A 20,376-nucleotide genomic window follows, 5' to 3' on the forward strand; every position below is an offset into this window, starting at 1 on the left:
TACGCAAATCTATATAAATTTTTAGATTTGTCTAAAAAATATTTTAAACTTGTATTTTAAAAATGTTTACCTTTGGCTTAATGGAAATAGAATTATCACAAGCAGAAGAAAATTACCTTAAAGCTATATATAGTTTGTTTGTTGTAGCTAACAAAGCGGTAAGCACTAATAAAATTGCAGAAAAATTAGAGACAAAAGCCTCATCAGTAACTGATATGGTTAAAAAGTTATCTGATAAAAACTTGGTAAATTATGTAAAATATCAAGGCGTTTCTTTAACAACTGAAGGGAAAGAATTTGCCATACACGTAATCAGAAAGCATAGACTTTGGGAAGTTTTTTTAGTACGTCATTTGGGATTTAAGTGGGATGAAGTTCACGAAGTAGCTGAACAATTAGAGCATGTAAAGTCTAGAAAATTAACAGATGGATTGGATGCTTTTTTAGATTTTCCAAGATATGATCCACACGGAGATCCCATTCCAGATAAAGAAGGGAATTTCATTAAAAGAAATATTACTGTTTTGTCTGCCTTAAAAATAAATGAAGAAAGTAAAATAGTAGGGGTAAAAGACAGTTCTAGCGCTTTTTTAAAGTATTTAGACAATGCTGAAATTAAATTGGGAGCAGAAATAAAAGTATTGCATAAAGAAAGTTTTGATAATTCTATGATGTTACTTATTGAAGGTCAAAAAATATCGATATCACAACAAATTTCTAGCAATTTGTACGTAAAACAAAACGATTAAAATGAGAAAGATTATAACGTTTTTTGTATTGTTTATAAGTTTAATAGCTTGTAAGCCATCGGCTAAAAAAGAAAACATAAAGTTTACTGTGGTAACCACTACCACAATGATTACTGATTTGGTAAAAGTTTTAGGAGGAGATGCCATTGAGGTAAAAGGAATTATGGGGGCTGGTGTAGATCCTCACTTGTACAAAGCATCAGAAGGAGATGTTACCAAATTAAGTCAGGCAGATTTAATTATTTATAATGGTTTGCATTTGGAAGGAAAATTGGTTGATGTGTTTGAGAAAATGAATCAGATGGGAAAACAGACCATTGCTTTGAGTGATTTTTTATCACACGATCAAATTATCAATTCTGAAATGTTTGCTAGTTCTCACGATCCACATATTTGGTTTTCTATTGAGAACTGGAAAACAATAACAAGTGGATTGGTAAAAGCTTTGTCAAAAGCAAATCCTGAAAATAAAGATGTTTATCAAAAAAATGGAGCTGCTTATTTAAAAGAATTAGAACAATTAAAAACTGAAATGACGGTTGTCATTGAAAGCTTACCTAGGAAAAAAAGAATTTTGGTTACCGCACATGATGCTTTCTCATATTTTGGAAAAGAGTTTGATTTTGAGGTAGTCGGTTTACAAGGATTGTCAACCGCAACCGAGGCAGGAGTAAAAGATGTACAACGCATTTCTGATTTTATTATAGAAAATAAAGTAAAGGCCATTTTTATAGAAAGTTCAGTGCCTAAAAGAACGGTGGAAGCTTTACAAGCTTCTGTGGAATCTAAAGGGCATGAGGTTAAAATTGGTGGTCAATTATTCTCAGATGCTTTGGGAAATCCAACCGAAGAAACTGGAAAATATATAGGAATGTATACATACAATGTAAATACCATTGTAAATGCATTAAAATAGTATAAAGGTTTTTGAGTATGATTATCGAGCGGAGTTGAGATAGCGTTGAGAACCGAGTGAATTAATTTTAAAAAGTATCTGATATTTGTTACCAGCTACTAGATTCTAAGTAATATTATGGAAGATAAAATTGCCATTGCTATTGATGATTTAACAGTAGCGTATAATTATAAACCAGTTTTATGGGATATTGATTTGCAAATTCCAGAAGGGGTATTGATGGCTATTGTTGGTCCTAACGGAGCTGGAAAGTCTACTTTGTTAAAATCTATTTTAGATATTATAAAACCTTTGGCGGGATCGGTAACGGTGTATGGAAAGCCCTACAAAAAACAACGTCATTTGGTTGCTTATGTACCTCAAAAAGGAAGTGTCGATTGGGATTTTCCCACTACGGCTTTAGATGTAGTAATGATGGGAACTTATGGTTCTTTGGGGTGGATTAAAAGACCTGGAAAAGCTGAAAAGAAATTGGCTTTAGAGGCTTTGGAAAAAGTAGGAATGTTGACCTTTCAAGATCGACAAATTTCTCAGTTGTCTGGAGGACAGCAACAACGAATTTTCTTAGCTAGGGCTTTGGTGCAAAATGCAGCTATTTATTTTATGGATGAACCTTTTCAAGGGGTTGATGCGACTACAGAAAAAGCCATTATTCAAATTTTAAAGGAGTTGAGAAAAGCCGGAAAAACAGTGGTGGTGGTGCATCATGATTTACAAACCGTTCCAGAATATTTTGATTGGGTTACCTTTTTAAATGTCAAAAAAATTGCCACAGGTCCTGTTGCACAGATTTTTAATGATGACAATTTAACCAAGACTTACGGAATTAATTACAAAACAAGTATTGTAGAAGAATAGGAGTATGAAACAATATTTTGATTTACTAATGGTGGATTACACTTTGCAAATTATTACACTAGGAACAGCGGTGTTGGGAGCTTTGTGTGGTATGTTGGGAAGTTTTGCCGTATTGCGAAAACAAAGTTTGTTGGGGGATGCTATTTCTCATGCTTCCCTACCCGGAATTGCTATTGTGTTTTTAGTTTTAGGTGTAAAAAATAATAACGGATTGCTATTAGGAGCTTTACTAAGTGGTTTGGTAAGCGCTGTTTTTATCAAGGGAATTATATCAAAAACTCATTTAAAATCTGACACTGCTTTGGGAGTGGTCTTATCTACTTTTTTTGGTTTTGGAATGTTATTGTTAACATACATTCAAAAATTACCCAATGCCAATCAATCAGGATTGGAAAAGTATTTATTTGGTCAGGCAGCTACTTTGTTAGCTAGTGATGTTTGGTTGATGTCTTCTATTGCTGGAATTGCATTGATGGTGGTTTTATTGTTTTGGAAAGAATTTAAAATGGTGTTGTTTGATGCTGATTATACCACAACTTTAGGCTTTCATGTAAAGTTTATAGATACTTTAATGACGTCATTTATTGTGATTGCGATTGTGATGGGATTACAAACCGTTGGAGTGGTTTTAATGAGTGCAATGTTGTTGGCTCCGGCAGCTGCTGCAAGACAATGGACGAACAAATTATCTACCATGGTTTTTTTAGCAGGAATTTTTGGAGCTACTTCTGGAGTGTTAGGAACTGCTATTAGTGCCAGTGCTAATAACTTATCTACAGGGCCTGTTATTGTCTTAATCGCAACTAGTTTTGTAATGATATCTTTTGTGTTTTCTCCTATAAGGGGTTTGTTGTTTAGGCAAATTAAATTATGGAACAATAGAAACGATTTAAAACTGATGAAAACGTTGTTATTTATGTATAACATCGCTAAAAATCATGAGAACATATCTCATCCTCATAAAATTCAGTTGTTGAATAATTTTCAAGGATATACTCGTAAAAGTTTAAAAAGTTTAGAATCTGAAGAATTAATCGTTTTAGAAAAAGGCGATTGGTCTTTAACGGAAAAAGGATTTCATACGGCTAAAAATTTATATACAAATCAGTCATGACAAATGCACAATTAGAAATACAAATCATTTTGAGTTTGGTGGCGGTAGCATGTGCTTTGCCTGGTGTTTTTTTGGTGCTAAGAAAAATGGCTTTGATTAGTGATGCTATTAGTCATTCCATTTTGCCAGGAATTGTCATCGGATTTTTTATAACTCAAGATTTAGCATCACCTTTATTGATATTGATGGCAACTTTAACAGGAGTATTAACCGTAGTATTGGTAGAGTACATTCAGAAAACGGGTTTGGTGAAAGAAGATACGGCTATTGGTTTGGTTTTTCCTGCTTTATTTAGTTTGGGGGTAATTCTGATTGCTAGAAATGCTGGAGATGTTCATTTAGATGTTGATGCTGTTTTGTTGGGAGAAGTAGCTTTTGCTCCTTTTGATAGATGGATGTACAATGGAATAGATATGGGACCAAGATCGCTTTGGATGATTGGAACTATTTTATCAGTTTCTATGATCATGTTAATATTATTCTATAAAGAATTAAAAATAGCCACTTTTGATGCAGGTTTGGCAGCTTCTTTAGGATTTACACCTATTGGAATTCACTATGGATTAATGACTGTTTCATCAGTTACAACTGTTGGTGCTTTTGATGCTATTGGTGCTATTTTAGTCGTGGCATTTATGATTGTTCCCGCAGCTTGCGTGTATTTGTTAACCACCAATTTAAAAAAGATGTTAGTAGGTTCTTCTTTGGTGGGAATTTTTGCATCTATTACAGGATATTGGTTGGCACATGCTTTAGATACTTCTATTGCAGGAACCATTGCTACGGTTTTAGGATTGTTGTTTTTTATGGTGTATTTATTTGCTCCCAACAAAGGATATATTTCTCAATGGTACAAAACCAAACAACAAAAAACAGAAGTAGCTATGTTGGTGTTTATGTTGCATCTGGCAAATCACGAAGATGAGCGTGAAAGAAATATCAATCATTTACAAGAACATATCAATTGGAGTAAACAACGTGCGAAAAAAGTACTAAGGTTAGCGTATCAAAATAACATGATTGAAGTTAAAGATGAGGTTATTAATCTAACAGAGAAAGGGTTAGCTTTTACAGAAAAAGCAATTTCTTATATATCGGACAACAAGAACTCAGAATTAGAGGGAATCAAACAAAATTTTTTCCTATTTAGGGGCTAGATTATTTTGGCTTAAATATTGTATTATTATCTATTAAATACTATTTTTAGTAGATAACCCTTAAATAAGTACAGAATATGTCAATTTTAAATATATTTTTGAGTGGAACTCAAAGAACCAACAGAGGTCATTTAGCAAGTATTGTTAAAATAGCAAGGTCAAATGATAAATTATCAAGAGAAGAAATTACTCTATTAAAGAAAATAAAAGCAGATTTAGGAATTAGTGATTTAGTGTTTAGAAGTATCATTCGTAAGCCTGAACAATATCCTTTAAATCCTCCTTTAAGTTATGAAGAGCGAATAGAAAGGTTGTATGCTTTGGCTAACATGTTACATGTAGATAAAGAATCTTATGATTTGTCTCTTAAATTATTGGAAAAATTAGCTGTTGGAATTGGGTTTCCAATAAAAACACATCAAGAAGTTGTGAAAACCGCTGTAGAGTTAGCAGCTTCTAATGCTGATTTAGAAACCTTTGCCAAAGCAGTTAGAAAAGCAAATGAAAGCAAAGAGTAATTCTTATTTTAACCTTATATTAAAAGAGATTGTTTAATTTAGACAATCTCTTTTTTTTATGCTATGATTTCAGAAAGCCCTTTTAAAGTTTACAATGCATCAGCTGGTAGTGGTAAAACATTTACCTTGGTAAAAGAATATTTAAAAATTCTTTTGGTGGCTAAAAATGAGTTTGAATTCCAGAAAATTCTTGCCATTACGTTTACCAACAAAGCAGCTGCTGAAATGAAACAGCGTGTGCTAAAAACTTTAAAAGATGCTTCACAAAATGTAGAGAATAATATTGTTGTTGATTTGTTAAAAGAAACTGGATTATCATCTAGTATAGTTCAAGAGAAGTCACAACGAATTTTAAAGAATATTCTATACAACTATGCTAGCTTTCATATCAATACCATTGATAGTTTTACTCATAAATTGATTAGAACTTTCTCTTTAGATTTAGGACTTCCGTTGGATTTTGAAGTAGAAATGGATACAGATCCGTTATTAGAAGAAACCATAGATTTGTTGATTTCTAAAATTGGAGAGGATAAAGACTTAACGGAAGTTTTGGTAAAATATACCTTGGATTTGGTGGAAGACGATAAATCTTGGAACATTACAGATTCATTGGTTTCTGTGGCCAAATTATTATTAAATGAGGAAAATGAAGTGGAGGTTTCTAAGTTAATCAACACCAATTTATCTGATTTTACCGCTTTAGAAAAAAAGCTAAGAACTTATTTAAATGATACCGAAAAAGCATTTAAAGATATTGGTGAACAAGCTTTGGCTGTGATTGATGAACAAGATATTGCTTATAATTCATTCACTTCTAGTGTTGTTCCAAACTATTTTAAAAAGTTTGTTTCTGGTTGGAATGATAAAGAAGAGGAAATTGCCACAAAGACTGTAGAAAAATGTTTTGACACTGGAAGTTTTTATGCAAAAGCAAAACCCAAAGATCCTAAAAAATTAGAGGACAGAGATAAAATAGATGCGATTCAAAATGATTTATATCCTTATTATGAATTGTCTAAACAGTTAATTGCTACTCAATTTGGACAATACTTTTTAGTTAAGAAAATATTAAAATCGTTAGTGCCTTTAGCGGTGTTGAGTCACATTAATAAAGAATATACACAGTTAAAAGAAGAAAATAATATTTGTGTAAATGCGGAGTTTAACCGTGTGATTAGTAAACAAATTAAAAACGAACCGGTTCCTTTTATTTATGAACGTTTGGGAGAAAAATTTCAGTATTTTTTTATTGATGAAATGCAAGATACTTCCGAATTGCAGTGGGAAAATTTAATTCCGTTAATTGCCAATACTTTGTCACAAGGAAATGGTCAATTGATGTTGGTGGGAGATGCTAAACAATCCATTTACAGATGGAGAGGAGGAAAAGCATCACAATTTGTAGCGCTTTCTGATGAAGCAAATCATGATTTATTTCATGTAGATAAAAAGGTTGTGACCTTGGGAACAAACTATAGAAGTTATAGTAATGTCATCAATTTTAATAATGATTTTTTTGCGTTTTTATCATCTTATATAAAAGAACCCGCTTATCAGGATATTTATGCTCAGGAAAAACATCAACAAACAAACTCGAAAGAGGGGGGGTATGTTCGTTTAGAAGTTTTTGAAAGAGATGAGGAGTTTGTGGCTCATGAAGTGTATCCGGAAAAAATACATCAAATGATTTTAGAAATAAAATCAAAAGGATTTTACTACGGAGATATTTGTGTGTTAACAAGAAAAAAGAATGATGGAATTGCTGTAGCGGATTATTTGGTGTCTAAAGGAATTGAAGTGATTTCTCCAGATAGTTTGTTGTTAAAAAATAATAAGGTTGTTCAGGTTTTTGTCTTTCTATTAAGATGGATAGAAAACCCTGAAGACAAAGAAGTTTTGATCCAGGTACTATATTATTTATACAATCATTTAAATATTGATATTCCTGAGCATGAGTTTTATGAAAACTGTTTGTCTAAAACCAATACAAAAGAGTTATTTGCGTATTTAGAATTGGAGTTTAGTTTAACCAATTTTTTCTCATTGTCTTTATATGATGGATTGGAATATTTAATTCGTGTTTTTCATTTTCAGGACATATCAGATGTTTTTGTACAAGCTTTTTTAGATGTTGTTTTGCAATATCAATTAAAAGAATCGGGTAGCTTACAAATGTTTTTATCTTATTGGGATAAAAAGAAAAAGAATTTAAAAGTAGAAGTAGCTCCAAGTGAAAATGCGGTACAAATTATGACCATTCATAAATCTAAAGGATTGGAGTTCCCGGTGGTAATTTTTCCTTTTGATTTAAATACTGAAGACATCAATAGAGAAAAAGTATGGTATCAAACTCATGATACAGATTTGTTTAATGACTTTGAAAGTTTTCAAATAAAAGCATCAAGCAAATTGTCTTTATATGGTAGTCAGGGAGAAAATCATTTAAACAAAATAAGTGCAGAAATTCAATTAGATAACTTTAATCTTTTATACGTTGCTTTAACAAGAGCAGAAGAACAATTATATATTCTGAGTGATACTAAAAAAAAGAAGGCCGATACACCAAAACTATTTTCTGACTATTTTCAAGAATATATGTCTCAAAAAAATGCAGAAGGAGTTTATGAAATTGGAAATAGTGAAAGGTTGTCAACTATCAAAAAATCTGAAGAGGATTATTTATTAAAATCTTTTTACAGTGTTGATAAAAAAGACAATCAAATTTTTATTGTTCAAAAAGAAAGTAATGAAGACGATGCAAGGCTGTATGGAAATTTAATCCACAATGCTTTTGAGAAAGTGATCTCAGTAAAAGATGTTGATTTAGCCATTACTTATATAGAACAACAAGGATTACCTACTGAGGTTTTTAGTAGTGCTAAAAAATTAATAAAAGATGTTGTTAACCATCCACAATTGTCAGAATACTATAAAGAAGGACTAGAGGTTTACACGGAAAGATCTTTTTTAACTCATAGTGGAGAAATTAATATTATGGATAGAGTTGTTTTTTATGACAATGAAGTTGTAATAATAGATTATAAAACAGGAGTTTTTAACAAATCACATGAGCTACAAATAGAGAATTATACCAATGTATTAGTAGGTTTAGGGTATACTGTGAAAGAAAAATTGTTGGTTTATTGTGATGATTTAGTGAAGGTGTTTAATATTTAAATATCTGTTTATTAGTAAGTTATTTTTTAAAAAGATTGTATTGTTTCTTTGTTGATATTAATTTTCACTACTTTTAAGAAAAAAATTATGAATAGACTAAAATTAACTTTATCGCTTATAGGAGTTTTTACGTTAACTTCTTTAAGTATGAAAGCTCAGGATGAAAAAAATCCATGGGCTATTGGAGTAGGTGTTAACTTTGTGGATCTAACATCTTATGGTATTTCTAATTTAGGAAATCAAATAGGAGATTATGTAGGGTTAAAAGATGTAAATGCATTACCGGTATTATCTAGACTTTATGTTGCAAAATATTTAGACAATGGTTTTACAGCAGATTTTACAGGAGCTATTAATTCTATTGATGAAATTCCCTCTGGAGAAGTATCAGAAAAATCATACTACTCTTTAGATTTAGGGTTAAGGTATGATTTAAATAAATTATTTGGTGAAACAGGTTGGTTTGATCCTTATGCCAAATTTGCCGTTGGAACTTTTTGGGTAGATGGTGATTTAGCAGGAGCAGTTTCTCCATCTTTTGGATTTAATACTTGGTTTAATGATTCAGTAGGTTTAAATTTTGAGACATCTTATAAAACAAATGCATTATTTGGAGATTCTAATTTAGGAAACACCATATATATTGCAGATTACCATTTTCAACATTCAGTCTCATTGGTATTAAGGTTTGGAGCTAAAGATTCCGATGGAGATGGTGTGTTAGATAAAGATGATTTGTGTCCTCAAATAGCAGGAAAACAAGAACTATTTGGGTGTCCTGATACTGATGGAGATGGTGTTGCTGACAAAGATGATGCATGTCCTGATTTAGCTGGTTCATTAAATGGTTGTCCAGATTCTGATGATGATGGAGTGATTGATTCAGAAGATAAATGTCCAAATTTAGCAGGTGATGCTAAAGATGGAGGTTGTCCAGATTCTGATAAAGACGGCTTGTCTGATAATAAAGATAAATGCCCAAATACATTTGGTCCTATCAAAAATAATGGATGTCCTTGGCCAGATACTGATGGAGATGGTGTAACAGATAATTTAGACAATTGTATTAACGAAAAAGGACCTAAAACAAATAATGGATGTCCAGTTCAATTAACTGAAGAGGCTAAAAAGACATTAGGAACTTATGCTAAAACCATTCAGTTTAATTCTGGTAAGGCAGAGTTTAAACCTGGTGTTACTGAAACTTTAGATATTATTGTAGGTATAATGAAAGAATTTGATGGAGTTCGTTTTGATATTGAAGGTCATTCAGATAGTTCTGGAGATGATGCAAGCAATTTAAAATTATCGCAAGAAAGAGCACAAGCGGTAGTAGATTATTTAACTTCTCATGGAATTGATAATTGGCGTTTACATGCAGTTGGTTATGGAGAGACAAAACCAATAGCTAGTAATAAAACGGCAACAGGTAGAGCTTTAAACAGACGTGTGGTTTTAAAAGCTATAGAAACAGAATAGTAAACAAAAGTTTTACGGAAATAAAAAACCTTTTTTGATATTAAATCAAAAAAGGTTTTTTTATGAATAGCGTTCAACTAAGATTCATATGCGACAATTCTTTTTATAGATGCAAAATATATTTGTTGTTAGAAACAAAAAAATAAAAATTATGAAAGCATTAAAATTACTTCTATTTACAGGTTTATTTGTTCTTATAAGTTATAGCACTCAAGCACAAAACGAAAAACATCCATGGGCAATAGGTATTGGTACAAATTTTATAGATGTTTCAGAAGCTGGAATTGGAAGATTTGGAACACAAGTAAAAGATTATTTTAGAATTGATAAAGATTTAAACAATGTGCCTCTTCCTACTCGTTTGTATGTGGCTAGGTATTTAAAAAATGGATTTACTGCTGATTTAACAGGATCCTTTAATAAAATTGATGAAGGAGCTTCTGGTTCAGTAGCAGAAGGAAATTATTATTCTGCAGATTTAGGTATTAGATATGATATTAACAAACTATGGGGGAAATCAGGTTGGTTTGATCCTTATGCCAAATTTAGTGTAGGAACCATATGGGTTGATAAAGATATGGGAGCTGTTCTATCACCCGCTTTAGGTTTTAATACTTGGTTTAATGAATCGGTAGGTTTAAACTTTGAAACATCATATCGCTCTAATGCTGCCTTTGGTAATTCAGAATTAGGTCGTGTAAAAAAGATTGGAGGATATCACTTTCAACACTCAATATCTTTAGTTTATAGATTTGGTGATAATGACTCAGATGGAGACGGTGTGTTAGATAAAGATGATTTGTGTCCTCAAATAGCAGGAAAACAAGAACTATTTGGGTGTCCTGATACTGATGGAGATGGTGTTGCTGACAAAGATGATGCATGTCCTGATTTAGCTGGTTCATTAAATGGTTGTCCAGATTCTGATGATGATGGAGTGATTGATTCAGAAGATAAATGTCCAAATTTAGCAGGTGATGCTAAAGATGGAGGTTGTCTAGATTCTGATAAAGACGGCTTGTCTGATAATAAAGATAAATGCCCAAATACATTTGGTCCTATCAAAAATAATGGATGTCCTTGGCCAGATACTGATGGAGATGGTGTAACAGATAATTTAGACAATTGTATTAACGAAAAAGGACCTAAAACAAATAATGGATGTCCAGTTCAATTAACTGAAGAGGCTAAAAAGACATTAGGAACTTATGCTAAAACCATTCAGTTTAATTCTGGTAAGGCAGAGTTTAAACCTGGTGTTACTAAAACTTTAGATATTATTGTAGGTGTAATGAAAGAATTTGACGGAGTTCGTTTTGATGTTGAAGGTCACTCCGATAGTTCTGGAGATGATGCTAGCAATTTAAAATTATCGCAAGAAAGAGCTCAAGCAGTAGTAGATTATTTAACTTCTCATGGAATTGATAACTGGCGTTTACATGCAGTTGGTTATGGAGAGACAAAACCAATAGCTAGTAATAAAACGGCAACAGGTAGAGCTTTAAACAGACGTGTAGTGTTGTCAGCAATAGAATCTGAAGAATAAAAACTTTTTATAATACTTTAAAAAGCCGTTCCTTTAAGGAACGGCTTTTTTGATTTTATTTTATGAAAACATTTTTACAAGAAACGGCTCTAGCCATTGTAAACACTACTCAGGATTATAAAAATACTATTTGTGTGGTTCCAAGTGAACGAGCGGGTATTTATTTAAAAAATGCTTTTAAAGAAGAGTTAAAAGGAAAGGTATCTTTTTTGCCAAAAATCATTAGTATAGAAAATTTTATCAAAGAAATTTCAGGATTGGAAACCATGGATCAGGTTTCTTTGTTGTTTGAGTTTTTTAAAATTTACAAGCAAGAAAATCAAAAAGCTGAGGCAGATACTTTTGAAAGATTTATAGGTTGGGCAACCATTGTTATTCAAGATTTTAATGAGATTGATAGACATTTGGTAAATGCCTCTGAAATTTTTTCATATTTAACAGATATTCAAAAAATAAAAGATTGGTCTCCGTCTAAAGATGAGGTTACGGATACTGTTAAAAATTATATGAGTTTTGTGGGAGATTTACATCTGTATTATCAAGAATTGAATAAAGTTTTGATTCATAAAAAAGCAGGTTATCAAGGATTGGTGTACAAACAAGCCTATAAAAATCATCAAAACTATTTAAAAGAGCATCAACAAAATGATTTTCATTTTATAGGTTTTAATGCGCTGAATAAAGCAGAGGAAGAAATTTTTAAAAGTTTTTTGTCTTTAGAACAAAATCATATTTATTGGGATGCTGATGACTATTATATCAATAGTGAACATGAGGCAGGAACTTTTATGAGAAAGTTTTTTAAGGAATGGGATTGTTTGCAAAAAGAGGATAGAAAAAACTGGGTAAATAACCATTTTGGAGAAAAAAAGAATATTCAGATTTTAGGAAGTCCTTTGAATGTTACAGGAATAAAATCGGTAACTACTTTTTTGGAAAAAGAATTGGTGCCAAAAGACACTGCTTTGGTGTTGGCAGAAGAAACTATTCTTCCAGTGGTGTTAAACTCAATTCCAACATCTGTAAACAAAGTAAATATTACCATGGGTTACCAGTTGAGTAATATTCCATTATCAGGTTTGTTTCAATCTGTTTTTGAATTACACCTCAATAAAGAAAAATTAGGGAAAAATGCCTTTTACTACAAAGATATTCTATCGTTTTTAAGACATCCTTATATTGCCAAAATCAGTAAAAACAATAGTGAAAAAGTAATTAAAACCATCACTCAGAATAATTTAGTATTTGTTACAAAAGAGCAAATTCAGACTTTTTTTAGGACTGCTGAGTTAGATGATAAGGTGACAGATTTGTTTGAGTCTGTACAAAACATTACTGTTTTTATTGATAAAATTATTCAATTCATCAATCACTTAAATGATGAACTAGAAGGAATTGAATTGTTGTATGTAGAAGGATTTAGAAAAGTTTTTCAGGAAATATCTACTTTAAATTTAGAATACAAATACATCAACAACATAAAAGTACTGTATAAGATTTTCAAGAAAATATTGCCTTTAGAAAGTATCGATTTTAGAGGAGAAGCGTTAGAAGGAATGCAGTTAATGGGAATGTTAGAAACCCGTTGTTTAGATTTTAAAAATGTCATCATCACCTCTGTAAACGAAGGGGTTTTGCCAACAGGAGGAAGCGAACGTTCTTTTATTTCTTTTGAAGTAAAAAAACAATTTAACATGCCAACTTATTTGGCTAAAGATGCTATTTTTTCTTATCACTTTTATAGATTGATTCAAAGAGCAGAAAATGTTTATTTGTTGTACAATACAAAGTCTGATGATTTTGGTGGTGGAGAAATGAGTAGATTCTTAACACAATTAATGATTGATAAGGAAGAAGATGTTACTCATAGAAACATTGTAGCGAATATTTCTAGTACCAATAACGATGCTGTTGAGGTTGAAAAAACACCAAAAGTAATAGATTTGTTACAGGCTTATTTTAAAAAAGGAGCATCGCCAAGTAGAATTACGGAGTACATGAACGATCCTTTGTCTTTTTACAATAAAATTGTTTTAAAAATTAGAGAAACAGATAAGGTAGAAGAAGAAGTTGCTAGTAATACGCTAGGAACTGTGGTGCATGATTCTTTAGAATTTTTGTACAAAGACTACATTGGAAAAGTATTAATTGCTGAGGATATAAAAAAAATGAAATCCGAAGCTAAAAACATGGTGCAGTCTAAGTTTAAGGAATATTTTAAAGATGGAGATATCAACACTGGTAAAAATAAGTTGATTAGTGAAGTGGCAGAACAGTTTGTATTGAATTTTTTAAACAAAGAATTGTCCGAGATCAAAGCGGGAAAAGAAATTATTGTTAAAGATTTAGAAAGGGAATATAATGTAGCAATTACCACTCCAAATGGACATCAAGTAAATTTAAAAGGAAAAATAGACAGGGTTGATGAAGTAGATGGTGTTCGTAGAATTGTAGATTATAAAACAGGAATGGTTAAATCTACAGATTTAAAATTGGGAGATTTAAGTTTAGCAACCACAGATTTTAAATATCATAAAATTGTTCAAGTAATGACCTATGTGTTATTGTATACTCAAGTTCAAAATTTTGACTTGGATACAAATGAACTTCAAACAGGAATTTATTCTTTTAAAAACTTTAAACAAGGATTTTTAAGCATGAACTTTTCTAGCAATAATTTTGGAAAAGACTACAGAGTTACCACAGCCTATTTAGAAGAGTTTAAGCAGAGTTTATTTGCTTTAATTGATGAAATTTTAGATAACAAACTTACTTTTGTAGAAAATTTAGAAAACCCCTATAAACTAGAAGCGTAATGGTTCAAAAGAATATCCAAATCTCAGGAAAACATCAAAAACCTATTTTAACTGATTTGCATTACACCAAAAATAAAGTGCAAAAGCCGGTGGTTATTTTTTGTCACGGATATAAAGGATATAAAGATTGGGGAGCTTGGAATTTAATGGCTACGGAATTTGCTAAGCAAGGTTTCTTTTTCGCAAAGTTTAGTTTTTCTCATAATGGAGGAACGGTAGAACAACCTATAGATTTTCCGGATTTAAAAGCTTTTGGACAAAATACTTTAACCAAAGAATTAGATGATTTACAATCAGTGTTGGATGAAATTACCAACAATCCATCTTTTTCTGATGAAATTGATTTTGATAATATTACTCTTATTGGACATTCTAGGGGGGGCGGAATTGTAACGTTAAAAGCCAATGAAGATCATCGAGTAAAAAATGTAATTTCTTGGGCAGGAGTTTCAGATTTCGAAATGAGATTTCCTACTGGAGCCAAATTGTTTTGGTGGAAGTTAAGAGGTGTTGCTTACATTAAAAATGCCAGAACCAAGCAAAAAATGCCTCATTACATTTCTTTTTATAACGATTTTATTCAGAACAAAGAAAGGTTGAATGTTAAAAACGCAGTCGAAAACTTAAAAGCCAATCATTTGTTGGTTCATGGTACTGCCGATGTGGTGGTAAAACCAATAGAGTCAAAAAATGTAAAAAAATGGAATCCAAAATGCGAATTGATTTGGATAGAAAACATGAATCATGCTTTGGGTTCTAGCCAACCATATACAGAAAAAGAAATGCCAAAAGATTTACAACAAGTGGTTCAGAAATCTATAGATTTTATCAATGAGCAATCGTAAATTTTCTTTTAAATATATAAACAGTATTGCGGTTCCAGCTATTATATCTGGAGTCATAGAGCCCATTTTATCTTTAACCGATACTGCTATTGTAGGAAATGTATCTATCAATGCCACAGAAGCTTTGGCAGCAGTAGGATTGGCGGGTTCTTTTATTGCTACATTAGGATGGATTTTTACTCAAAGTAAAGTGGCTATTGCTGCTTTGGTGGCAGAATATTTAGGAAAAAATCAGTTAGATAAAATTATAGGGTTACCTGCTCAAATGATTGGAATCAACATGATTTTAGGATTCCTAGTGTATGTAATCACCTATGCTTTAACAGTATCTATTTTTCAACTCTATAATGCCGATAATTTAGTGTTAGATTATACGGTTTCTTATTACAGAATTAGAGCTTTAGGTTTTCCGTTATTATTATTTATAGTCTCTGTCTTCTCTATTTTTAGAGGGCTTCAAAATACTTTTTGGCCTATGGTAGTTAGTGCAACAGGAGCCATTTTAAATATTGTGTTAGATGTGGTTTTGGTTTATGGAATTCAAGATGTTATTCCAGCCATGCATGTAGAAGGAGCGGCTTGGGCAAGTGTCATTTCTCAATTAGCCATGTTTGTTTTTGCTTTAATTTTATTGTTTGTAAAAACCCCTTTTAGATTAAAAATTATTTTTAATGTACATCCAGAGCTCAAAAGAACTATTGGTATTAGTTTAAATATGTTGGTAAGAACCATTGCGTTAAATACTAGTTTGGTCATGGCAAATGCTTACGCTACAAAATACGGATCTAATTATATAGCAGCATTTACCATTGCTTTCCAAATATGGTTGTTTTTTGCATTTTTTATGGATGGTTATGCAAGTGTATCCGCAATTGTATCAGGTAAGCTAAAAGGAGAAAACAATTATAAAGATTTATCTCTTTTGGTAAAAACCATTACCAAATATGCTTTGGGAGTTGCGCTGTTATTACTTATTATTTTTAGTTTTACTTATTCTTATATTGGATCGGTATTTACGAAAGATAAAGAAGTGATTGCGACTTTTAATTCCTTTTTTTGGATGGTGTTATTAATGCAGCCGCTAAATGCTGTTGCATTTGTATATGATGATGTTTTTAAAGGAATGGCAGAAGCAGTTACCTTAAGAAATACTTTGTTAAAGGCAACTTTTTTAGGATTTGTACCTACATTGATTATCTTAGATTATTTGGAGTTTAAAATGTTAGGTATTTGGATTGCTTTTTTGGTATGGATGTTACTAAGGGCGATAATTTTACGTGTTAAGTTTATAAAACTCCTTAAATTGAATCTTGAATAAAATTGTTGATATGGAAGCATATGTAAAGACTACTATAAAAGATAAAGTAGCAGAAATAGAATTTTTTAGTCCTGCTAGTAATTCTTTAGCAAGTGAACAATTAACTCAGTTGTCTGCTGCAATTAAAGGTTGGGGAGAAAATGACGGAATTAGTGTAATTCATTTAAAAAGTGCAGGAACTAAAGTGTTTTGTGCAGGGGCTTCTTTTGATGAATTATTAGCAATTGAGGATTTAGAAAGTGGAACTAATTTTTTTATGGGTTTTGCCAATGTCATCAATGCCATTAGAACTTGTGGGAAAATAGTAGTGACTTCAGTTCAAGGAAAAGTTGTAGGTGGTGGAGTAGGAATTGCTGCAGCCAGTGATTATGTGTTTGCTACTGAAGGAGCTTTTGTTAAACTATCAGAGTTAAGTATCGGTATTGGTCCTTTTGTGATAGAACCAGCAGTAACAAGAAAAATAGGGTTGACTAACATGGCAAAATTATCTTTAAATGCTACTACTTGGAGAACGGCAAAATGGGCTGCACAAGCTGGTTTGTATCATGAGGTAGAAACAACCTTGTCAGAATTAAATGATAGTTTAGATAAATTTTTAAAACAATTAGTGAGTTACAGTCCACAAGCTTTATCTGCCATGAAAAAAACTTTATGGGAAGGTACAGAGCAATGGGATGTTTTGTTAAAAGAAAGAGCAGGAGTTAGTGGGCAATTGGTATTGTCTGAGGAAACTAACAAGGCTTTAACTCAATTTAAAAGAAAATAAGATGAATAGAAAGATTAGGATTACAAAGAAGTTTGATTTTGAAACAGGTCATGCTTTGCATGGATATGATGGAAAATGTAGAAATGTACACGGGCATAGTTATAAATTATATGTAACAGTTATTGGTTCTCCTATTCAAGATCCTAATCATGTTAAAAATGGAATGGTGATTGATTTTACGGATTTAAAAGAAATAGTAAAATCAGAGGTAGAAGATGTCTTTGATCATGCAACTGTTTTTAACAAAAACACGCCTCATGTTGAGTTGGCAAAAGAGTTACAAGAGCGAGGTCATAATGTTATTCTGGTAGATTACCAGCCTACTAGTGAAATGATGATTTTAGATTTTGCAGAAAAAATAAAAAAGAGATTGCCTAATCATATACAATTACATTCGTTAAAATTACAAGAAACAAGTAGTTCCTTTGCAGAATGGTATGCTAGTGATCAAGAGTAATGGTTTTTAGTTGTTTGTTGTTGGAATTGTTTGTTAAAACTATCAACAAACAACTATCAACCAAAAAGCTATAGATCCTCAACTTGTTTTCCGTTGTATTGATTCATGGTGTTTCCAATACCAGCAGTTCCAAATGAAAGGATTAGTTTGGAGGCTTTATCTAAGAGTTCAGGAAAGTATCTCATCTCGTCTTTGTCCCACTCCCCAAGAACATAATCTACTTGTCTACCTTTTCCAAACATGGCACTAATTCCAAACCTAAAACGAGCATAATTTTGATTTCCCAGTTTTTCGTTAATGTCTTTTAAACCGTTGTGTCCACCGGCACTTCCTTTTGCTTTTAGTCTAAAGGTTCCGAAGTCAATATTTAAATCATCAGAAATAACTAATATATTTTCTTGAGCTATTTTTTCTTTATCCATCCAATATTTTACAGATTTACCGCTTAGGTTCATGTAGGTTGATGGTTTTAGTAAAATAAAAGTTCTTCCTTTAAATTTAAAAACAGCTACATCTCCTAGTTTATCGGTTGTAAAAGAAGTTTCTTGTTGTTTGGCTAATTCGTCTAATACTTTAAAACCGATGTTGTGTCTTGTGTTTTCATATTTTGGACCAATGTTACCTAGACCAACTATTAAGAATTTTTTCATGGGATCTTCGTTAGAAATTTGTTTGGGCTGAAACCATTTAGAAAATAATGTCATTATCTTTTTATGTCAAATATAAGATTCTATCGCATAAAAAAAGAGCGTTACTACTGTAACGCTCTTTAAATATTTTAAGTAAAGATTACTTAGCCTCTGCAGCAGCTTTAGCAGCATTACGAGACATTCTTACTTGAGCAACAACAGTGTTGTCGTTATGTAAGATTTGGTATTGATCGTTTCTTAATTTAGAAACATATAATTTGTTACCAATTTGTAATTCAGTAATGTTAGCTTCAACAAAATCAGGTAAGTTAGCAGGAATTGCTTTTACTTTGATTTTTCTTAAGTTTTGACGTAAAGCTCCACCGGCAATAACACCTTTAGAGTTACCAACTAATTTTACAGGCACGTTTAAAGAAATTTCTTTATCAGCTTGTAATTGGTAAAAATCTACGTGTAAAATTCTATCGTGAATCGGGTGAAACTGAATATCTTGTAACACAGCTTCGTAAGATGCACCTCCTACTTCAATCTTAGCAGTATATACATTTGGAGTATAAACTAAGTTTTTAAATTGTTTTTCATCTGCTGAAAAGTGTAAAACTTTGTCCCCTCCGTATATAACGCAAGGTACCTGTCCAGCATTACGTAAGGCTTTAGTCGATGACTTACCCACGCTTTCTCTTTGAGATCCTTTGATTGTAATTGATTTCATAATATATATTAAATGATAAATTTATCCGTAATTGACTTGAAGTTTTGAACTTTCTCCATTACCTCCGCAAATAAGGGAGCGCAAGATAACACTTTTATTTTAGAACTCTCCTTTTTTAATGGAATAGTATCAGAAGTAATAAATTCGCATAATTTTGAGTTCTCTATTTTCTCATATGCATCTCCAGATAAGATAGAGTGAGTTACAATGGCTCTAACACTTAAAGCTCCTCTTTCCATCATTAAATCTGCTGCTTTGGTTAAAGTTCCAGCAGTATCAGCCATATCATCTACTAATACAACATGTTGACCTTCTACCTGTCCAATTAATTCCATGTGAGAAACTTCATTGGCTTTAATTCTTTGTTTATAACAAATAACAACATTGCTATTTAAGTACTTTGCGTATGCATAAGCTCTTTTAGAACCTCCCATATCAGGAGAAGCGATAGTTAAGTTGTCTAATTTTAAGCTTTCTAGGTAAGGTAAGAAAATAGTAGAACCATATAAATGATCTACTGGTTTTTCGAAAAAACCTTGAATTTGTCCTGCGTGTAAATCCATAGTCATGACACGAGTAGCACCAGATGCTTCAAGTAGGTTCGCTACCATTTTTGCACCAATTGCAACACGGGGTTGGTCTTTTCTATCTTGGCGGGCATATCCAAAATAAGGGATTACGGCAGTAATGTGTTTAGCTGAAGCTCTTTTACAGGCATCTAAAATTAGTAACAATTCCATTAAGTTATCAGCATTGGGGAATGTAGAACCAATAATGAAAACTCGTCTTCCTCGAACAGTTTCATTAATTACTGGTTGAAATTCGCCGTCGCTAAATCTAGAAACGGTTAAATCACCTAGTTCAGTTCCGTAATGTTTAGCTATTGATTGTGCTAATTCAGTGCTTTGGGAACAAGCAAATACTTTTGGAGTTAATTGATTAACAGACATTTGTGTGATTGTTGTTGTTGTTGGTTTAGTTTGGTTGCAAAAGTAGAAATTTTTTTCGTTTGATTAGTGTGAATACATTGATATTTTTTTACATTTGCAGCACCAATAAAATGCCTAGGTGGCGGAATTGGTAGACGCGCTGGATTCAAAATCCAGTTTCTTCGGAAGTGCGGGTTCGATTCCCGCCCTAGGTACATAAGAAAACCCTTAGCTATTTGATTATAAATAGATTAAGGGTTTTTTGTTTTTTATAATCCCCACATGTTCCCCACATTTGCAAGACTAACTATCTATTATTTACAACGTGTGCATAAGTATTGCCTTAAATGATTTTACTTTTGTTTT

17 protein-coding genes and 1 tRNA gene are annotated in these 20,376 nt (G+C 31.9%); 15 read left to right on the forward strand and 3 right to left on the reverse strand.

Annotated elements, in window-relative coordinates:
* Window positions 1–80 precede the first annotated feature (80 nt).
* The 14 genes from BUB70_RS03295 (at window position 81) to BUB70_RS03360 (ending at window position 17,719) form a co-directional block, all read left to right on the forward strand.
* The gene (locus BUB70_RS03295; protein WP_073118619.1) at window positions 81–749 is read left to right on the forward strand and encodes a metal-dependent transcriptional regulator; all 669 of its coding nucleotides are present in this window, start codon (window positions 81–83) and stop codon (window positions 747–749) included.
* A 1-nt stretch (window position 750) separates the two neighbouring features.
* Window positions 751–1,665 carry a metal ABC transporter solute-binding protein, Zn/Mn family gene (locus BUB70_RS03300; RefSeq protein WP_073118244.1) on the forward strand — a complete coding sequence of 305 codons (915 nt, stop codon included), beginning with the start codon at window positions 751–753 and terminating at the stop codon, window positions 1,663–1,665.
* Window positions 1,666–1,782: 117 nt separating this feature from the next.
* Window positions 1,783–2,523, forward strand: coding sequence for a metal ABC transporter ATP-binding protein (locus BUB70_RS03305; RefSeq protein ID WP_073118245.1), 741 nt, complete (start codon window positions 1,783–1,785; stop codon window positions 2,521–2,523).
* 4 nt (window positions 2,524–2,527) lie between these two features.
* On the forward strand, window positions 2,528–3,637 hold the full coding sequence (locus BUB70_RS03310) for a metal ABC transporter permease (protein ID WP_073118246.1): 1,110 nt from the start codon (window positions 2,528–2,530) through the stop codon (window positions 3,635–3,637).
* Window positions 3,634–4,794, forward strand: coding sequence for a metal ABC transporter permease (locus tag BUB70_RS03315; RefSeq protein ID WP_073118247.1), 1,161 nt, complete (start codon window positions 3,634–3,636; stop codon window positions 4,792–4,794). The genes BUB70_RS03310 and BUB70_RS03315 overlap by 4 nt, the downstream gene beginning before the upstream one ends.
* Window positions 4,795–4,871: 77 nt before the next feature.
* A complete protein-coding gene (locus BUB70_RS03320) occupies window positions 4,872–5,312 on the forward strand; it encodes a hypothetical protein (RefSeq protein ID WP_073118248.1) in 441 nt (146 codons plus the stop codon).
* 63 nt (window positions 5,313–5,375) lie between these two features.
* Entirely contained in the window at window positions 5,376–8,492 is a 3,117-nt protein-coding gene (locus tag BUB70_RS03325) for a UvrD-helicase domain-containing protein (protein WP_073118249.1), read from the forward strand.
* An 87-nt stretch (window positions 8,493–8,579) separates the two neighbouring features.
* Complete coding sequence (locus tag BUB70_RS03330; RefSeq protein WP_073118250.1) at window positions 8,580–9,971, forward strand: OmpA family protein; 1,392 nt, start codon at window positions 8,580–8,582, stop codon at window positions 9,969–9,971.
* Window positions 9,972–10,122: 151 nt separating this feature from the next.
* On the forward strand, window positions 10,123–11,517 hold the full coding sequence (locus BUB70_RS03335) for an OmpA family protein (protein ID WP_073118621.1): 1,395 nt from the start codon (window positions 10,123–10,125) through the stop codon (window positions 11,515–11,517).
* A gap of 62 nt (window positions 11,518–11,579) precedes the next feature.
* Window positions 11,580–14,333: a PD-(D/E)XK nuclease family protein gene (locus tag BUB70_RS03340; RefSeq protein WP_073118251.1), complete on the forward strand. Its 2,754-nt coding sequence runs from the start codon at window positions 11,580–11,582 to the stop codon at window positions 14,331–14,333.
* Window positions 14,333–15,178 carry an alpha/beta hydrolase family protein gene (locus BUB70_RS03345; protein WP_073118252.1) on the forward strand — a complete coding sequence of 282 codons (846 nt, stop codon included), beginning with the start codon at window positions 14,333–14,335 and terminating at the stop codon, window positions 15,176–15,178. Before BUB70_RS03340 ends, BUB70_RS03345 begins: the two co-directional genes overlap by 1 nt.
* Entirely contained in the window at window positions 15,165–16,496 is a 1,332-nt protein-coding gene (locus BUB70_RS03350; protein ID WP_073118253.1) for an MATE family efflux transporter, read from the forward strand. Before BUB70_RS03345 ends, BUB70_RS03350 begins: the two co-directional genes overlap by 14 nt.
* Before the next feature lie 10 nt (window positions 16,497–16,506).
* On the forward strand, window positions 16,507–17,262 hold the full coding sequence (locus BUB70_RS03355; protein ID WP_143155232.1) for an enoyl-CoA hydratase/isomerase family protein: 756 nt from the start codon (window positions 16,507–16,509) through the stop codon (window positions 17,260–17,262).
* Between the two features lies 1 nt (window position 17,263).
* On the forward strand, window positions 17,264–17,719 hold the full coding sequence (locus BUB70_RS03360) for a 6-pyruvoyl trahydropterin synthase family protein (protein WP_073118255.1): 456 nt from the start codon (window positions 17,264–17,266) through the stop codon (window positions 17,717–17,719).
* Window positions 17,720–17,787: 68 nt separating this feature from the next.
* Here BUB70_RS03360 and pth read toward each other — a convergent pair whose 3' ends face one another.
* From pth to BUB70_RS03375, 3 genes are all read right to left on the reverse strand, one after another.
* Window positions 17,788–18,423 (reverse strand): aminoacyl-tRNA hydrolase, encoded by a 636-nt coding sequence (pth, locus tag BUB70_RS03365; protein ID WP_073118256.1) that lies wholly within the window; start codon window positions 18,421–18,423, stop codon window positions 17,788–17,790.
* An 85-nt stretch (window positions 18,424–18,508) separates the two neighbouring features.
* Complete coding sequence (locus tag BUB70_RS03370; RefSeq protein ID WP_073118257.1) at window positions 18,509–19,081, reverse strand: 50S ribosomal protein L25/general stress protein Ctc; 573 nt, start codon at window positions 19,079–19,081, stop codon at window positions 18,509–18,511.
* Between the two features lie 8 nt (window positions 19,082–19,089).
* Window positions 19,090–20,031: a ribose-phosphate pyrophosphokinase gene (locus tag BUB70_RS03375; protein ID WP_073118258.1), complete on the reverse strand. Its 942-nt coding sequence runs from the start codon at window positions 20,029–20,031 to the stop codon at window positions 19,090–19,092.
* A gap of 112 nt (window positions 20,032–20,143) precedes the next feature.
* Between BUB70_RS03375 and BUB70_RS03380 the strand changes: the two genes are divergently transcribed.
* Window positions 20,144–20,225 (forward strand) — tRNA-Leu (locus BUB70_RS03380).
* The last annotated feature ends 151 nt before the right edge of the window (window positions 20,226–20,376 follow it).

It is taken from the genome of Wenyingzhuangia marina, from assembly GCF_900130035.1.
Lineage (GTDB): Bacteria > Bacteroidota > Bacteroidia > Flavobacteriales > Flavobacteriaceae > Wenyingzhuangia > Wenyingzhuangia marina.